This is a genomic window from Gaoshiqia sp. US2 (assembly GCF_059705485.1).
In genome coordinates this window covers 4,974,215-4,991,208 of record NZ_AP048550.1, presented here as the reverse complement: position 1 = coordinate 4,991,208, position 16,994 = coordinate 4,974,215, and the positions used below count along the sequence as shown (strand labels likewise).

Annotated in this window: 13 protein-coding genes; 1 reads left to right on the top strand and 12 read right to left on the bottom strand. The window is 47.6% G+C overall.

The annotated features are described in order from the left end of the window. Positions 1-5 precede the first annotated feature (5 nt). The 12 genes from AC6H3C_RS20025 to ilvD all read right to left on the bottom strand — a co-directional run bounded on the left by AC6H3C_RS20025 (position 6) and on the right by ilvD (position 14,289). The gene (locus tag AC6H3C_RS20025; RefSeq protein ID WP_497517299.1) at positions 6-1,580 is read right to left on the bottom strand and encodes a hydroxymethylglutaryl-CoA lyase-like TIM-barrel protein; all 1,575 of its coding nucleotides are present in this window, start codon (positions 1,578-1,580) and stop codon (positions 6-8) included. 6 nt (positions 1,581-1,586) lie between these two features. Then, positions 1,587-2,171: a 3-isopropylmalate dehydratase small subunit gene (gene leuD, locus AC6H3C_RS20020; RefSeq protein ID WP_497517298.1), complete on the bottom strand. Its 585-nt coding sequence runs from the start codon at positions 2,169-2,171 to the stop codon at positions 1,587-1,589. Between the two features lie 34 nt (positions 2,172-2,205). Next, positions 2,206-2,559 carry a four helix bundle protein gene (locus AC6H3C_RS20015; RefSeq protein WP_497517297.1) on the bottom strand — a complete coding sequence of 118 codons (354 nt, stop codon included), beginning with the start codon at positions 2,557-2,559 and terminating at the stop codon, positions 2,206-2,208. 37 nt (positions 2,560-2,596) lie between these two features. Further along, positions 2,597-3,997, bottom strand: coding sequence for a 3-isopropylmalate dehydratase large subunit (gene leuC, locus AC6H3C_RS20010; protein ID WP_497517296.1), 1,401 nt, complete (start codon positions 3,995-3,997; stop codon positions 2,597-2,599). A gap of 76 nt (positions 3,998-4,073) precedes the next feature. Then, on the bottom strand, positions 4,074-5,576 hold the full coding sequence (locus AC6H3C_RS20005) for a 2-isopropylmalate synthase (protein WP_497517295.1): 1,503 nt from the start codon (positions 5,574-5,576) through the stop codon (positions 4,074-4,076). Positions 5,577-5,903: 327 nt separating this feature from the next. Next, positions 5,904-6,314 (bottom strand): lipocalin-like domain-containing protein, encoded by a 411-nt coding sequence (locus AC6H3C_RS20000; protein WP_497517294.1) that lies wholly within the window; start codon positions 6,312-6,314, stop codon positions 5,904-5,906. Between the two features lie 132 nt (positions 6,315-6,446). Then, positions 6,447-7,259, bottom strand: coding sequence for a ZIP family metal transporter (locus AC6H3C_RS19995; RefSeq protein WP_497517293.1), 813 nt, complete (start codon positions 7,257-7,259; stop codon positions 6,447-6,449). A 202-nt stretch (positions 7,260-7,461) separates the two neighbouring features. Further along, positions 7,462-8,937, bottom strand: a complete 1,476-nt coding sequence (ilvC, locus tag AC6H3C_RS19990; RefSeq protein WP_497517292.1) for a ketol-acid reductoisomerase — start codon at positions 8,935-8,937, stop codon at positions 7,462-7,464. A 197-nt stretch (positions 8,938-9,134) separates the two neighbouring features. Next, complete coding sequence (locus AC6H3C_RS19985; RefSeq protein WP_497517291.1) at positions 9,135-10,046, bottom strand: AraC family transcriptional regulator; 912 nt, start codon at positions 10,044-10,046, stop codon at positions 9,135-9,137. 134 nt (positions 10,047-10,180) lie between these two features. Beyond that, positions 10,181-10,723: an acetolactate synthase small subunit gene (gene ilvN, locus AC6H3C_RS19980; RefSeq protein WP_497517290.1), complete on the bottom strand. Its 543-nt coding sequence runs from the start codon at positions 10,721-10,723 to the stop codon at positions 10,181-10,183. A gap of 17 nt (positions 10,724-10,740) precedes the next feature. Further along, positions 10,741-12,438, bottom strand: a complete 1,698-nt coding sequence (gene ilvB, locus AC6H3C_RS19975; protein ID WP_497517289.1) for a biosynthetic-type acetolactate synthase large subunit — start codon at positions 12,436-12,438, stop codon at positions 10,741-10,743. 21 nt (positions 12,439-12,459) lie between these two features. Beyond that, on the bottom strand, positions 12,460-14,289 hold the full coding sequence (gene ilvD / locus AC6H3C_RS19970) for a dihydroxy-acid dehydratase (RefSeq protein ID WP_497517287.1): 1,830 nt from the start codon (positions 14,287-14,289) through the stop codon (positions 12,460-12,462). Positions 14,290-14,757: 468 nt separating this feature from the next. Here ilvD and AC6H3C_RS19965 point away from each other — a divergent pair, with 468 nt between their 5' ends. Continuing rightward, complete coding sequence (locus AC6H3C_RS19965; protein WP_497515887.1) at positions 14,758-16,155, top strand: IS1380 family transposase; 1,398 nt, start codon at positions 14,758-14,760, stop codon at positions 16,153-16,155. The last annotated feature ends 839 nt before the right edge of the window (positions 16,156-16,994 follow it).

The following is a 16,994-nucleotide window of genomic DNA, read 5'->3' as shown; positions in this document are numbered from 1 at the left end:
TTGAGTTATGAGTTTTGCGTTTCATGGTCGGCTTCGATGCCTGTTTTGTGTTCAAGCAGGTTCAGCATACGCACCGTTGCCTTAATGGCTGCCGCGGTCTGGTCAGGATCGAGGCCCCGGGTTTTAAATTCGCGGTCGAGTTCCCAGATGATCACCGTTTCAACAAGGGCATCTGTTTTTCCCCCGGGAGGGATGGTTACCGAGTAATCGAGTAATTTCGGGAATGGTTTCTTCAGGCGTTTGTAGATGCTTTTTACCGCATTCACAAAGGCATCGTACTGGCCGTCGCCGGCGGCAAACGACTCGTAGGTTATTCCGTCGATATTGATGCTCACCGTGGCCGAAGGTTTGAGCCCCATGGCATGGGTAAGCGCATAGTTGTTGATGAAAATTTTCTGCTCAATATCTTCCTGAAGGACATCGGCGACAATATACGGCAGATCTTCGGCAGTCACGGTTTCTTTCCGGTCGCCCAGTTCGATGATCCGGTTGGTGACCATTTTCAGGGCTTCGGGCGAAAGTTCTATCCCGAGGTCTTCGAGGTTGGCCTTGATGTTGGCCTTTCCTGAAGTTTTTCCCAGGGCGTAAGTACGGGTGCGGCCGAAACGTTCGGGCAACAAGTCGTTAAAGTACAGATTGTTTTTGTTGTCGCCATCGGCATGAACGCCGCTGCATTGGGTAAATACAAACTCGCCGATTAAGGGTTTGTTTGTTGGGATGCGTATTCCGGAGAAGCTTTCCACGATCCTCGACACCCGGTTCAGCATGCTTTCATTGACGTTTGTCTTCATCTGCAGGTGATCCTTCACGGTGGCGATTACGCTGGACAGGGGGGCATTACCGGCACGTTCGCCTAAGCCGTTCACGGTGGTGTGTACGCAGCCAATCCCTGCTTTTATGGCGTGAAATACGTTGGCAATGGCCAGGTCGTAATCGTTGTGTGCATGAAAGTCGAACAAAACGTCCGGGTAGGCATCAATCATTTCCCTGCAGAAATCGTAGGTTTCGTCGGGATTAAGAATCCCAAGCGTATCGGGCAGCATGATGCGTTTGATGTTCATCTCTTTCAGCTTCGACACCATAAAATGCACGTAGTCTTTGGAGTTGCGCATGCCGTTCGACCAGTCCTCCAGGTATACGTTGACCGAGATGCCCAGTTCGGTAGCATAATCAACCGATTTCTGAATGTCGGCGATGTGCTCTTCGGGCGTTTTGCGCAATTGCTGGGTGACGTGTTTATACGATCCCTTACAAAGTAAATTCAGCGCTTTGCCGCCCGCCCGGTTAATCCAGTCGAGCGAGGTTCGGCCATCAACAAAACCCAGTATTTCAATCCGGTGGAGGTGTCCTTTTTCGGCAGCCCAGTCCATAATCCGGCGGGCGGCGTTAAATTCTCCTTCTGAAACCCTGGCCGATGCAATCTCAACCCGGTCGACATTCACATCTTCGAGCAGGACTTTCGCTACGCTCAACTTCTCGGTATCGGTAAACGACACCCCCGAGGTTTGTTCGCCATCCCTCAGCGTGGTGTCCATGATGGTGATCAGCGGGTTATTTTTCGTGACTAATTTTCCTGTCATTTGAGTTTATTTTTCAAATGCCTCGATCTCGGGTTTTAAGCTCACGAGATAATCGATATCATCAAGCCCGTTTTGCAGGCAGTGTTTTTTGTACGGGTTGATCTCGAATGACTCAGACTCGCCGCTTGCTTTGATGGTGAAGGTCTGGGTGGGAAGATCAACTTCGAATTCAGTGGTTGGGGCAGCTGCTATGGCAGCGAAGATTTTTTCGAGGAATGCCGGGCTGACAACTACCGGAAGTAATCCGTTGTTGATGGCGTTTCCTTTAAAGATATCGGCAAAGAAGCTGGAAACGACCACGCGGAAACCATAGTCGTAGATTGCCCAGGCGGCATGTTCGCGGCTCGACCCGCTGCCGAAGTTTTTACCACCCACTAAAATTTTGCCGCTGTATTTGCTTTGATTGAGCGGAAAATCGGCAATGGGCTGGTTGTTCTTATCGTAACGCCAGTCGCGAAACAAGTTGTCGCCAAAGCCTTTGCGTTCAACTGCTTTTAGGAAGCGGGCCGGAATGATCTGGTCAGTGTCCACATTTTCGATCGGCAGTGGCACCGCCGGTGATACTATTTTTGAAAATTTGTCGTAAGCCATTTGAATTATAATTTTTGAATGATTATTTATGATTTCAACTTCCCGTCTGGATTGATTTTCTGGAAGAAATGAAAATTGAGCAAAGCTCATAAGCTTCTTTTATTAATGAACCGGTTGTTTCCGCAGTGAGCAAGTTCTCGTCTGTTGCAAATTCCAACCAAAAGCTACTTTCATCGGCTTCCTCGATAACGATTGATAATTTTGCAGCAAAAGAGGCCTTGGACTGTGCCAGATTTGCAGCGCGATAGTTAGCCGGAACTGATGTTGAACATCGGATCAGCTGACTTCTGATATGTCTCCCCAAAGTAGTCTCAGGAAGCAGCATCGCGACTCTTACACAATCATGTGCATATTTCTTTGTTCTTTGTTCCAGCTCATTTCGTGTCATTTGAAACAATCATCAATCGTCATTAATCAATCATCAATCAAAGGAACTCTCTCGGGTCGGTGATGACGCCGGTAACGGCGGCGGCGGCAGCGGTAATCGGGCTGGCCAACAAGGTGCGGGCTCCCGGTCCCTGACGTCCTTCGAAGTTGCGGTTCGAAGTCGATACGGCGTATTTTCCGTCCGGAATTTTGTCGTCGTTCATCGCCAAACAAGCCGAACATCCCGGTTGACGCAGCGCCATTCCGGCTGCTTCGAATATTTTGTCAAGGCCTTCGGCTTTGATTTGCGATTCTACGGCTTTTGATCCCGGAACTAACCAAACAATCACGTTGTCCGCTTTTTGTTTTCCTTTTACAAAGTCGGCGAAAGCACGGAAATCTTCAATCCGGCCGTTGGTACAACTGCCCAGAAATACGTAATCCACTTTTTTGCCTTTCATGGTTTCGCCCGGGTTGTAATCCATGTACTTCAGCGATTTCAGGAAGGTGGTTTTGTCGGTTCCTTCCAGTTCGTTTCCGGTTGGGATTGATTGTGAAATACCGATGCCCATGCCCGGGTTGGTTCCGTAAGTGATCATCGGTTCAATGTCGGCGGCATCGAAAACATATTCGGTATCGAATTTGGCGTTTTCGTCCGATTTCAGCGATTTCCAGTAAGCTTCGGCCTTGTCCCAGTCAGCACCTTTTGGGGCAAATTGGCGGCCTTTTACGTAGTTAATCGTTGTTTCATCAGGCGCAATCATCCCGCCGCGGGCGCCGCTTTCAATGCTCAGGTTACACAGGGTCATGCGGCCTTCCATGCTCAGGCTGGTGATGGCCGAGCCGGCGTATTCGATGAAGTGGCCGGTTCCGCCGCTGGTTGAAATCTGAGAAATAATGTACAGGGCAATGTCTTTTGCCGTTACGCCTTTTCCCAGTTTCCCGTCGACGGTGATGCGCATTTTTTTCGGTTTGGGCTGCATAATGCACTGGCTGGCCAGTACCATTTCTACCTCGCTGGTGCCAATCCCGAAGGCGATGGCGCCAAAAGCGCCGTGGGTAGAGGTGTGGCTGTCGCCGCAAACAATGGTCATGCCCGGCTGGGTCAGACCCATCTCGGGTCCGATGATGTGCACCACGCCATGCCCGTCGCTTCCCAGTCCGTAATGGGTAATGCCGTTTTCTTCGCAGTTTTTCTTCAGCATGTCAACCTGGTTGCGCGACAACTCGTCTTTGATGCTCAGGTTCTGGTTGATGGTCGGCACGTTGTGGTCGGGAGTGGCCGTGGTTTGGTCGGGTCGGAAGACCTTCAGTCCGCGGGTTTTCAGTCCTAAAAATGCTACCGGGCTCGTCACTTCGTGAATGAAGTGACGGTCGATATACAATACATTGGGGCCTCCTTCTACTTGTTTCACCACATGGGCATCCCAAATTTTATCAAATAATGTTTTTGCTTCCATATACATGTATTTTCAGCTTCGGCCTGCCTGGAAATGCAGGTTTGTGAATCGTTATAATTTTAAGATTATTCTGTTTTTATTGGACCGGAATCTTATTTACGGCATCCAGAAATGCTTCGACTGATGCGGTAATAATGTCGGTATGCGCGCCAAAACCAAAGAATTTAGCGCCATCGTGGTCAAGTTCCATGTGTACTTTTCCGACGTCGTCGCTGCCTTTGGTAATGGCCTGGATCAGGAATTCTTCGAGCGTAACCTGGCGTTTCAGGATTTGCTTGACGGCTTTGATGGCGGCATCAACCGGTCCGTTTCCGGAGCTGGTCGCGTCGAATTTCTCACCGGCAATGTCCAGCCTGACCGTTGCCATCGGGATCAACGATTTTCCGGTGACCACTTGCAGGAAGTCAAGCTTAATGCGGCGTTCTTTTTTTTCCGAGTCGTCAACCAGCGCCACTACATCGTCGTCGCGGATGTCTTTTTTCTTGTCGGCCAGTTCGAGGAATTTTTCATAAACCTCGTCTACTTTCTCCTTGGTCAGTTCGTAACCCAGCACTTCCAGCCGGTGTTTCAGGGCTGCACGTCCGCTGCGGGCCGTCAGCACGATGGAGGATTCATTGATGCCCACCTCGGTCGGATCAATAATCTCATAGTTCTCGCGGTGTTTCAACACGCCGTCCTGGTGAATACCGGATGAGTGGGCAAAGGCATTACGGCCCACAATGGCCTTGTTTGGCTGAACCGGCATGTTCATCAGGTTGGAAACCAGACGACTGGTTTTGTAGATATTTTTTGTATTGATATTGGTATCAATATTCAATACTTTATAGCGGCTTTTCAGCGTCATCACCACTTCTTCGAGCGAGGTGTTTCCGGCGCGTTCGCCGATACCGTTGATGGTTACTTCGGCCTGACGGGCCCCGTTGATGATCCCCGAAATGGTATTGGCAGTGGCCATTCCCAGGTCGTTGTGGCAGTGTGTGGAGATGATGGCATTTTCAATCCCCCGGACATGGTCAAACAGGTATTTGATTTTTTCGCCAAACTCGTGGGGCATGGTGTAGCCGGTGGTATCCGGAATATTGACTACGGTCGCTCCGGCTTTAATGACCGCTTCGACCACGCGGGCCAGGTACTCGTTTTCGGTACGGCCGGCATCTTCGGCATAAAACTCCACATCTTCCACATACTTTTTGGCATATTTCACGGCTTTCACGGCGCGCTCAATAATTTCATCAGGATTTGAGTTGAGTTTGTAATGAATGTGGTAATACGATGTTCCGATACCGGTGTGGATACGGCCTTTTTTGGCGTATTTGAGGGCATCGGCAGCTACATCAATATCTTTTTCTACTGCGCGGGTGAGGGCGCAAATGGTTGGCCAGGTAACCGCTTTTGATATTTCAACCACTGATTTGAAATCTCCGGGGCTCGAAATCGGGAATCCGGCTTCGATCACATCAACGCCTAATTCTTCCAATGCTTTGGCCACTTCAATCTTCTCAACTGTGTTTAACTGACACCCCGGAACTTGCTCTCCGTCTCGTAAGGTGGTGTCAAAAATGTACAATCTGTCGCTCATGATGAAATGATTTGTTTATTATCTGTTGTATTATTTTACATATCAAAAAAGCCATTCTCTGCGGAGAATGGCTTGATGTCATTTTTTTATCTTTTATTCCATACCATTCTCAGTCGCGCATCCCAATTAGAATACCGAGAAGAATACCGAGAATAGAAATGGAATTAATATGCTTCATCTGTTCAAAGATTTCCTGCAAATATCACAATTTAATTTTAAAATGAAAATATAAAGGCCATTATTTTTACAATTCCTAAGAAAAAGATTTTATCGTCTTAATTTAGAAAACCGCTTCTTTTCGAATTCCCGGGAACGAAAAAGAAAGGGCTAAAGAGCTGTGTTTGGAGGCAACTCACCTTGTTTCTCAAATTGAATAATGGCCACGGCTTCTTCGTCGGTTCCCCATTTTAGAGGCGGACAGGTTAGCGTCAGGCTTTTTCCGCGCAGGCGGGCATGGCGGATTTTATCCAGTCCTTCTTCACTGGGGAACAACGATCCCTCTACATGGTGGACAATGTAATCCTTTTCGCGGTTGAATTCATAATGTCCGAAATACGATACTCCGTTTACTTTTTCCGGATTGATCTCGCGGGGCATATACTGGACCGAAAAGTGCCCGGTAGCAGAATAGGTGATTAAACCGATGGGGTCTTTTCCAAACGGATAGATCGTTTCACCGTTCTCTTTTTGGGCCTCAAATGATTTGAGTTTCCAGCTTCCTATGATTAAACTGTTCATGATTTTAAGTTTTATTGATTGAAGACGAATATTACCTCTTTTTGTTCAAAGAGAAAACATGTTTTAAAAATAAGTTACAGCCTGTCTTTGGGCGTCAGGGAGTTTTTTTTGCAAGATCTTTTCAGTTTGTTTTCACCCAAGCGCCACATCCAGCATCATCATCACGGCAAAGCCAAGCATGGTGCCAATGGTCGCGATATCGGTGTGTTTTTCGAGTTGTGATTCAGGGATCAGCTCTTCAACTACAACATAGATCATGGCGCCGGCTGCGAACGACAGGGCGTAGGGCAGGATCGGGCGCATCAGCAAAACCGCCGCCGCACCAAATACGCCGGCAATCGGCTCTACCACACCCGAAGCTTGTCCGTATATAAAGCTTTTACGGCGTGTCATGCCCTCTCTTCTCAAAGGAATCGACACAGCGGCTCCTTCAGGGAAGTTTTGGATGCCAATACCAATTGCCAGGGCGACCGCTCCGGCAAGCGAGGCCGCGGGCAAATCGGCGGCGACAGCTCCAAAAGCCACACCCACCGCCAACCCTTCGGGAATATTGTGCAGGGTAATAGCCAAAACTAAAAGTACACTTCGCCGCCACGAGGTGGGGACACCTTCGGCTTCTTCGCTGGGAAATCCGAGGTGCAGGTGAGGCAGAAACTGATCGATTAACCATAAAAAGAAACCGCCGGCCAGGAAACCGATCACGGCCGGGACCCAGGGGATGCCTCCGGCTGCCCGTTCCATCTCGATAGCCGGGCTCAGTAACGACCAGAAGCTGGCTGCAATCATCACTCCGGCTGCAAAACCAAGCATGCCGTCCAGAACTTTCCGGTTGATTTCCTTAAAGAAAAACACCATGGCGGCGCCAAGCGCGGTCACAAGCCAGGTGAATAAGGTTGCGATAAGAGCTTGCAGGATGGGGCTCAAATTGATAAACCAGTCGATCATAGTTGTTTGCTTTATCGTTGTTTATTTTTGACGAATTTACACAAATAACGGTCGATACGTAGAATTGGTTTAATACTTTCCCGAATGATTTTCAACCAGGCTGAATCTCTGTTTGGGGAAGAAGGCCCGGCGGAAGGATTTTATGAAAAAAAGCCTGACAATCAATCGACTGTCAGGCTTTTTTTTGTGGAAATATCGTGAATTAAACGATTTTCTTCATCGCGGTCATCGATTCGCGCAATTCGTAGCCAATAATTTCTACCGGGTGGAAACGAATCAGTTCATTTACGGCGATCAGTTGTTTATTGTCGACCCCGTTGTCGCGTCCTTCGCCGTATGTTTCTCCGATGACATCCACATCCATGTTCGACATAAAATCGGCGAGCAAAGGTTTGCAGGCATGGTCGAACAGGTAGCAACCGTACTCGGCCGTATCGGAAATAACACGGTTCATTTCAAACAATTTTTTTCGGGCGATGGTGTTGGCAATCAGCGGTGTTTCGTGCAGCGATTCGTAGTAAGCCGATTCTTCTTTGATGCCGGTTTCGGTCATCGTTTCGAAAGCCAGTTCAACTCCCGACTTCACAAAGGCAATCATCAGCACGCCATTGTCGAAGTATTCCTGCTCGCTGATTTCCATATCGCCGGCCGGGGTTTTTTCGAATGCCGTTTCGCCGGTTGCAGCACGCCAGGTCAATAGTTTTTTGTCGCCGTTGGCCCAGTCTTCCATCATGGTTTTCGAGAATTCGCCGCTCATGATGTCGTCCATATGTTTTTGGAAAAGCGGGCGCATCAGGCGTTTCAATTCTTCGGAAAGTTCGAAGGCCTTAATTTTTGCCGGATTCGACAAGCGGTCCATCATGTTGGTAATCCCGCCATGTTTCAGGGCTTCGGTAATTACTTCCCATCCGTACTGGATCAGTTTGGAGGCATATCCGGCTTCAACTCCTTTTTCAATCATTTTGTCGAACGAGAGGATCGATCCGGTTTGTAATAAGCCGCACAGGATGGTTTGTTCGCCCATCAGGTCCGATTTTACTTCGGCCACAAACGATGAGCGCAGTACGCCGGCGCGGTCGGCTCCGGTTGCTACGGCATAGGCCTTGGCAATTTCCAATCCGTCGCCGTTCGGGTCGTTTTCGGGGTGAACGGCAATCAGCGTGGGAACGCCAAAGCCGCGTTTGTATTCTTCGCGAACTTCAGAGCCCGGCGATTTTGGTGCAACCATAATGACGGTCAGGTCCTTACGGATTTGCATGCCTTCTTCAACAATGTTAAAGCCGTGTGAATAGGAGAGTGTTGCTCCTTTTTTCATCATGGGCATAATGGTATTGATTACGCCGCTGTGCTGTTTGTCGGGCGTCAGGTTGATTACCAGGTCGGCGGTGGAAATCATTTCTTCATATGTTCCGACTTTGAACCCGTTTTCGGCGGCGTTTTTATACGATTGGCGTTTTTCCTGAATGGCCGATTCCCGTAAGGTGTATGAAATGTCGAGTCCCGAATCGCGCATGTTGAGCCCCTGGTTTAAGCCCTGTGCGCCACAGCCGACAATGACGATTTTTTCCCCTTCCAGTTTTTTTACACCGTCAGCAAATTCTGATTTGTCCATGAATTCGCAGGTTCCCAATTGTTCCAGTTGCAGGCGCAACGGGAGCGTGTTAAAATAATTTGCCATGTTGAATGAATTTATTTGTTTTTACTTGATTTTAACATTACCGGATACAAAGCAAAAGAATAATCGGCAAAAAACGGAGTAAAAAAGCATGAATATTTGGTAATTTTCATGGATTCGGGTTTTGTTTTATCCGATTGTTTGACTTTTTACCTTAAAGTTCAATAATTTACATTTTTACAGGCGATGGTACTTTTGTGTTATCGGGCTGTTTCTGCCCGGTATTGAAGAGGCAAAAATCCGGCTTCGCGTTTAAAAAATTTGGTAAAATACGATTGGTCGTCAAAGTTGAGCTGATGGGCAATTTCGGCTATGCTCAGGTTGGTGTGTACCAGCAGCCGCTTGATTTCCATGATTTGTTTGGCTTTTATGATTTGGCTGGACGTTTTGCCGGTGTATTGTTTGACTGTTTGTGTTAAATGATTCGGGCTGACCGCCAGGGAACTGGCGTATTCCTTTAAAGATAAATTTTTGTGGGTCTGTTCTTCAACCAGGTGATAGAAACGCTTTACCAGCAAGTATCCTTTTCCTTTCGCCTCCAGGTTTTCGGCTGTTTTATAAAGCGAAGTGCAGGTGGTCAGGATCAGGTCGAGCAACGAACGGAGCATGTCCAGCGGGTTGGCTTGGTTGGTGCGCAGTTCCGAGATACTCCTGCTGAACAATTTTTCCAGAAAAAGGATGTCTTCTTTCTGTTCAAGCAAGAGTGGCGGATTATCCTGTTCCAGGTTATAAAAAAAGGGAAACTCGATCAGGCTGTTTTGGTTGCTCCGGTTGGCCAGGTAGAAGTCGGCTGTGAAAATGAAGATGTAACCGCCAATATCTTTTGAGAATTCAATCTTGTGGGCTTGTCCGGGCGACATAAAAAACACGCAGGGAGGTTGAATTTCGTATTTGTTCCCGTCGATCACGTGAAACCCGGAGCCTTGCATCAGGTATAACACTTCGAAAAAGTCGTGCCGGTGCGGGTATCTGACGCTAAAATGACGTTTGGCATCAAATACTTCAACCTGAAACTGCTGACTTTTCCGTTCTTCCGGGCTGAAGTTATGCAGGCTGTATACCGGTAAATGTTCTGTTTTGGCCATCACGCGAAAAAGGTCAGCTTGTTTCAATGCCTGTCGTCTGGATCTTCCTGAATTTATTTCGGGGTTTCCTGATCATGATAAACAGCACCTAAACGAAATTCAGGGTGAATTCACTGCATCGGCAAAGTCGTTTAAAACAAGCTGGCCTGGTCGTGTCCATATTAATCTAATGCTTCGAGCATGGCATCGCGTTCTCTCAGAAACTCCGAAAGTCGTTCAATCGGGTCGCGTGTAAGGGCAATTCTGCCCGAACGGATAAATTGCATAACTTTAAATTCGTTCAGTTGTTCAAAAAGCGCCTGTGTTTCCTCTTTGTGCCCGGTTTTTTCGATGACCGTATATTCGCGCGTAATTTCGAGGATACGGGCCCCGGCATTGCGAACCATTTTTTCAATTTTATCCGTTTCGTAGAGGGCTTCCGTCGGTACTTTATACAAGGCGATTTCCTGGTAAATCAGTTCTTCGTTGGTGTGATAGAAGGCTTTTAACACATCAACGATTTTTTCAAGTTGCCCCACTACTTTTTTAACCCGGTCTTCGGTTTCGTTTACCACGATGGTGAATTTCGAAATACCTTTAATGGCCGATGCCGATACGGTCAAACTTTCGATGTTCATTTTCCGGCGGGTAAAATTGATGGTAATCCGGTTGAGTAAACCGATGTGGTTTTCTGAATATAAGATGATATTAAATTCTTGTTTCATTTTTCGTTGTTTTAAAATTAGGCTTCAAGAATGATATCGGAAACTGCTGCCCCCGAGGGAACCATCGGGAATACATTGTCTTCTTTTTCAACCACGACTTCGAGCAGGTATGGCCCGTCGTGGTCAAGCATTTTTTGAATTCCCGGTTCCAGTTCTTCGCGTTTGGTCACCTTGTGGGCTGCCATACCGAAGCCATTGGCGATCATGATAAAATCGGGGTTTTGAAGCTCGGTAAAGGAGTAACGTTTTTCAAAGAACAGTTGCTGCCACTGCCGCACCATGCCCAGGAAGTTATTATTCAGCAGAATGATTTTTACCGGGAGCTTGTTTTGTACAATCGTGCCCAATTCCTGAAGCGTCATTTGAAAACCGCCGTCGCCGACAAAGGTAACAACCGTCCGGTCTTTCGCCCCAAGCTGCGCGCCTAAAGCAGCCGGGATGGCATAGCCCATGGTGCCCAAACCACCTGAGGTTACATTGCTTTTCGAATGTTTAAATTTGAAATAGCGGGAGGCAATCATTTGCTGCTGGCCAACATCGGTCACCAGGATGGCTTCGTGTCCGGTTTTTTCGGAAGCAATGCGAACCGCCTCGCCCATCGTCAATCCGGCTTTTTCAGGATAGATGTCTTTTTGAATGACTTTCTCGTGCTCAATCTGATCGCATACGCGGAATTCCTGCAGCCAGCTGTCGTGTTTATTTTCTTTGACATTAGCGGTGAACATGGCCAGCGATTTTTTTGCATCGCCTAAAACGGCGATATCGGTTTTAATGATTTTATCAATTTCAGCCGGGTCAACCTCGAGGTGGATGATTTTGGCTTTTCGGGCGTACGAACTGACTTTGCCGGTTACCCGGTCGTCAAAACGCATTCCTACCGCAATGATCAGGTCGGCATCGTTTGTTTTGATGTTTGGCCCGTAGTTTCCGTGCATGCCCAGCATGCCCACGTTCAGCGGATGGTCGGACGGCAGTGCCGATAAGCCGAGCAGGGTCCACGCAGCCGGGATGCCGGTTTTTTCGATAAAGGCTTTCAGCTCCGCTTCGGCATTGGCGATAATAACGCCTTGTCCGAAAAGCAACAAAGGCTTTTTGGCGGCATCGATGAGTTTGGCAGCGGCTTGCACTTTAAACGGGTCAACCGGGTATTCGGGGATATATGAACGGATTTTCGTGCATTTCTTGTATTTGAAATTCAGTTCCTGAAACTGGGCATCTTTGGCGATATCCAGCAAAACAGGTCCCGGTCGGCCCGATTGGGCAATGTAAAAAGCCTTGGCAATTGCTTCAGGGATTTCCTGTGCCGAAGTAACCTGGTAATTCCATTTCGTAATGGGCATGGAGATGCCTACCACATCCGATTCCTGAAACGCATCGGTTCCCAGGAGCGGGGAAGCCACCTGGCCGGTAATGCAGACAAGCGGTATGGAATCAATCATCGCGTCGGCAATGCCGGTGATGAGGTTTGTCGCTCCCGGGCCCGATGTCGCAAAGCACACTCCGGCTTTTCCGGTTACCTTGGCATAACCTTCAGCGGCATGGACGGCGCCTTGCTCATGCCGGGTGAGGATGTGGGTCACTTGTTTGTCGAAATCGTACAGGGCATCATAAATGGGCATGATGGCCCCGCCTGGGTAGCCGAAAATGGTATCAACGCCTTCTTCCAGTAAGGAAAGAATAACGGCTTGAGATCCGGTAATGTGTTTTGTTGCCATATGAATGTGTTTTATTTTTTACTAATCAATGATGCGAACTGCGCCTTTGTCGGCCGAGCTAACCAGGCAGGCATAAGCTTTTAATGCTTTACTGACAGAGCGTTGCCGGTTGGCCGGTTTAAAGGCCTCTTTTCCCCGGGCTTCTTCTTCTGTTCTTCTTTTATTCAATTCTTCGCTTGGGACCAGCATGTTAATTTTACGCGCCGGGATGTCAATTTCAATCGGGTCGCCGTCTCTGACCAGCGCGATTGCTCCGCCGGCAGCAGCTTCGGGTGAAACGTGGCCGATGGAAAGCCCGGATGTTCCTCCCGAAAAACGGCCATCCGTCAGCAAGGCGCAAGCCTTATCCAACTTCATGGACTTTAAATAGGAGGTTGGGTACAGCATTTCCTGCATACCCGGTCCGCCTTTAGGCCCCTCGTAGCGGATGATTACCACGTCGCCGGCTTGTACCGCGTCGCCAAGAATGCCATTAACGGCGTCTTCCTGCGATTCAAACACGCGGGCGGTCCCTTTAAAGCGGTAAACCGACGGGTCGACTCCGGCTGTTTTTACAATGCAGCCGTCTTCGGCAATGTTGCCGTAGAGCACAGCCAGCCCGCCGTCTTTGCTGTAGGCATGTTCCAGGTCGCGGATGCAGCCGTTTGCCCGGTCGGCATCAAATTCGTGATAATAACTTTCCTGCGACCCCAGTACCAGGTTGCGAACGCCGCCCGGCGCTGATTTATAGCGTTGAATATCTTCCGTGTTTACGTTCTTCCTCATGACATCGTACTTCTCAATGGCTTCTTCCAGCGTCAGGCCATCGACGCGCGGAACGCTTGTGTCGAGATGCCCGCCGCGGCTCAACTCGGCTAAAATTCCGAGAATGCCGCCGGCCCGGTTTACATCCTGGATGTGGTAGTGCCCGTTTGGCGCTACTTTGCACAGGTTGGGGGTGACTTTGGATAAACCGTTGATATCTTTCATGGTAAAATCAACCCCCGCCTCGTGTGCAATGGCCAGGATGTGCAAGACCGTGTTGGTCGATCCGCCCATCGCAATATCCAATTTCATCGCGTTTTCGAATGCAGCTTTTGTTGCAATCTGACGCGGGAGGGCTTTTTCGTTCCCGTTTTGATAATAGTCGTAGGTAAGTTTAATGATTTGTTTGGCGGCTTGCTCAAACAAACGTTTCCGGTTAAGGTGAGTGGCCACGATGGTGCCGTTTCCCGGCAGGGCAATCCCCAGGGCTTCGGCCAGACAGTTCATGGAGTTGGCGGTAAACATGCCGGAGCAGCTTCCGCAGGTAGGGCAGGCATCGCGTTCCACTTTTGTCAGGTACGACTCGTCCACTTCGTGGTCAGCGCCCATGACCATGACATCCACCAGGTCGTAGTCTTTCCCGTCGATGTTGCCGGCTTCCATCGGGCCGCCCGATACAAAAATGGCAGGGATATTCAGTCGCATGGCCGCCATCATCATGCCCGGGGTGATTTTGTCGCAGTTGGATATGCACACCATGGCGTCGACTTTGTGCGCGTTGCACATGTATTCCACGCTGTCGGCAATCACATCGCGCGAGGGCAGCGAGTATAACATGCCATCGTGCCCCATCGCAATTCCGTCGTCGATGGCGATTGTGTTGAATTCGGCGGCAAAACAGCCTTGTTTTTCAATTTCGCCTTTAATAAACTGGCCGATATCGTGCAGGTGAACATGGCCCGGAACAAACTGGGTGAATGAGTTGACGATGGCGATCATCGGTTTGCCAAATTGTTCTTCTTTCACGCCGTTGGCGCGCCATAAACTTCTGGCCCCGGCCATCCGGCGCCCTTCGGTGGTTGTAGCTGATCTTAATTTGTGTTTCATATCTTCAGTTTGTCGTGTTTGTTTTTAAAAAAAGCCCTTCTCTGATCAGAGAAAGGCTTTTGAATGATATTTGTTATTCAACAATCAGCAGCCTTTCCAGCGAGACCCATGAAGGACGACCAGAAGGACTACAAGAATATATGTTGAAAAATGCCTCATCTACAAATTTATTTAAATAAAAAAAGCCATTCCCTTTTTGTGAGAATGGCTACCTGATATACCAACGTGCAACATCCTCACTTCGCTTGCGAAATGACCACGACGACGAGGATAATGACGTTAAGTATGATAGCCGGATACTTCATTGTTATTTCTTTGTTTGGGCAAAAGTAGAAATTAATTTGAAAAAGCAAAATTAAATTGAAAGTAAAAACGTCTTTTTAACCTGAATAATTCACAAAAACGAAGAAAAGCTCACGAAAATTAAAGATAAATTACTATCTTACAGCGTCTTACAACCGTATTTCCATGAGCTCTTCAGAAAATAAAATTACCGAAAAAACTCTGGACAAGCAAACAGACGTTGCAATTTGCCAGGGAAAACTCTTCGATTTACAACCAATTGACAATAAGCGTATTGAGGTAAGTTTTACTGCATCTGAGATTTCTTCAGATGGTGGTTTGCTGTTGGTCAAAGATATCGAGAGCCGGATTGGCATCATCAAGTCGCTGGTTACTTGTATTGAGGACACCCGGCATCAAAGCTATGTTGACCACTCTTTGGAAGAGATTGCTGCACAGCGGGTATATCAGATTGTTGCTGGATATGAAGATGCCAATGATTGCAATACCTTGCGCGATGACACGATCCTGAAAATGAGTGTTGGACGTTTGCCCATGACAGGGAATGCCTTGGCATCTCAATCAACTATGACCCGTTTTGAGAACACCCCAAGAGCCAGTGAACTGTACAACATCGCGTATGCCTTTGCCAATAAGTTTATTGAATCCTACCCTTCGGAACCTCCTGTGATTATTATCGATTGCGATGACACCAACATTGATACCCACGGGGGGCAGCAGTTAACCCTGTTCAATAACTATTACGGAGAGTATTGCTACATGCCCCTTCACATTTATGAAGGCTTGTCGGGAAAACTGATTACCACCATACTCAAACCAGGCAGGCGCAGCAAAAGTGCCAATGTTTTTGGGATACTCAAAAGGCTTGTTGCCCATTTGCGCAAATCGTGGAAAAATACGGTGATCATTGTTCGGGGCGACAGCCACTTTTGCAGCAAAGAGTTGATGGACTGGTGCGTTGGACAACCCAATATCCATTTTATAACTGGCTTGACCGGAAACAGCGTATTGAATTCGAGTGTTGAAACTCTTGTAAAGAGTTGCGAAAATGAATTTGCCAGATATGCCAAACCCATAAAGCGTTATCACTCATTTGGCTACAAAGCGGGTAGTTGGGAAAACCAGCAACGCGTGATTGTTAAAATCGAAGTGACAAGCAAAGGATCCAATATTCGTTTTATTGTAACCGACCTTTGGGAATACCGGACAAAGGCACTTTACGAACAAGGGTACTGCGGACGGGGCAGGATGGAACTCAATATCAAAGACCACAAAAACTACCTGCAATCAGGCCGGATGTCGTGCAATAGCTTTTATGCCAATCAGTTCAGGTTATTCTTGCATTCAGCCGCTTATGTGCTGATGCACTCGTTGCAGGAGAACATGCTAAAAACAAAGGGGTTGGCAGCTGTTACGATGAAGACATTACGTGAAAGGTTCATTAAAATTGCTGCCCAGGTTAGACAAATGAAGACAAAAATAAAAGTGGAATTTCCAGCTTCATGCCCGCAAGCCAAACTGCTTGAGAATTACTTCCTCGAAATCGGACAGTTGCGCCGTTAGCAACAACCCAACTATATTCAAAAATACATATTAATCAGGCACTTGCAAAGCACAAGATAAAATACCTATGTTCTGTGAAGAAAATACACACAATTTTTGGTCTAAAACTAAACAGGCCAACCTCTAAAATGACCAATCGAAAACAATCGCAGACAACAAATTTTCTTTTCAGCATATGGGTTATTAAATCCCACGGCTGAAAAAATCAAATATTCACCTTTTTAAAGTTTATGAATTATTCAGGTTAAAATAAATTTCACGATTAACGTCTGGTTTTTCTTCCATTTGGTAATACGAATGAAACCATCAACAGATCATGTCCAAAAGATTAATCTATAATTCCGGGAAGAAGGTGTTTATTGTCAAGTCGGTAATCGGTAATCGGTGATCGGTGATCGGTGACCAATGCCAGTATTCAGTAATCAGTAATCAGGCAGAAGTTTAATTTTCACGGCCGGGTGAATCTCTTGTACTGATTCAGATCGCCGGTTTAAACCTGACCTGACATTATATCTACAACTGCGAGCTGTTGACCGGCAAACTGGTGGTGAAAGAATAATAAATTCAAACTTATCGAAACACGTTGACTTTTTTGACTGATCGGATGACTTTGGAGTCGCCCGGTCCGTCAATGACGAAAACCGGCACATCCCTTTTCCCCATGCTCCCTGCCCCACGCTGTTTTTGAAAATATGTTCACTAACATAAAATCCCAGCGCAACTATTTTGTAACTTGTTCATCTTCTTACTACCCGCGGTTCTGAAAAGGCACATCAGTTTAACCTTTAAACGACATACAATGAAAACACATCCGCCTAAAACTTTCCGCTTACAGCCAA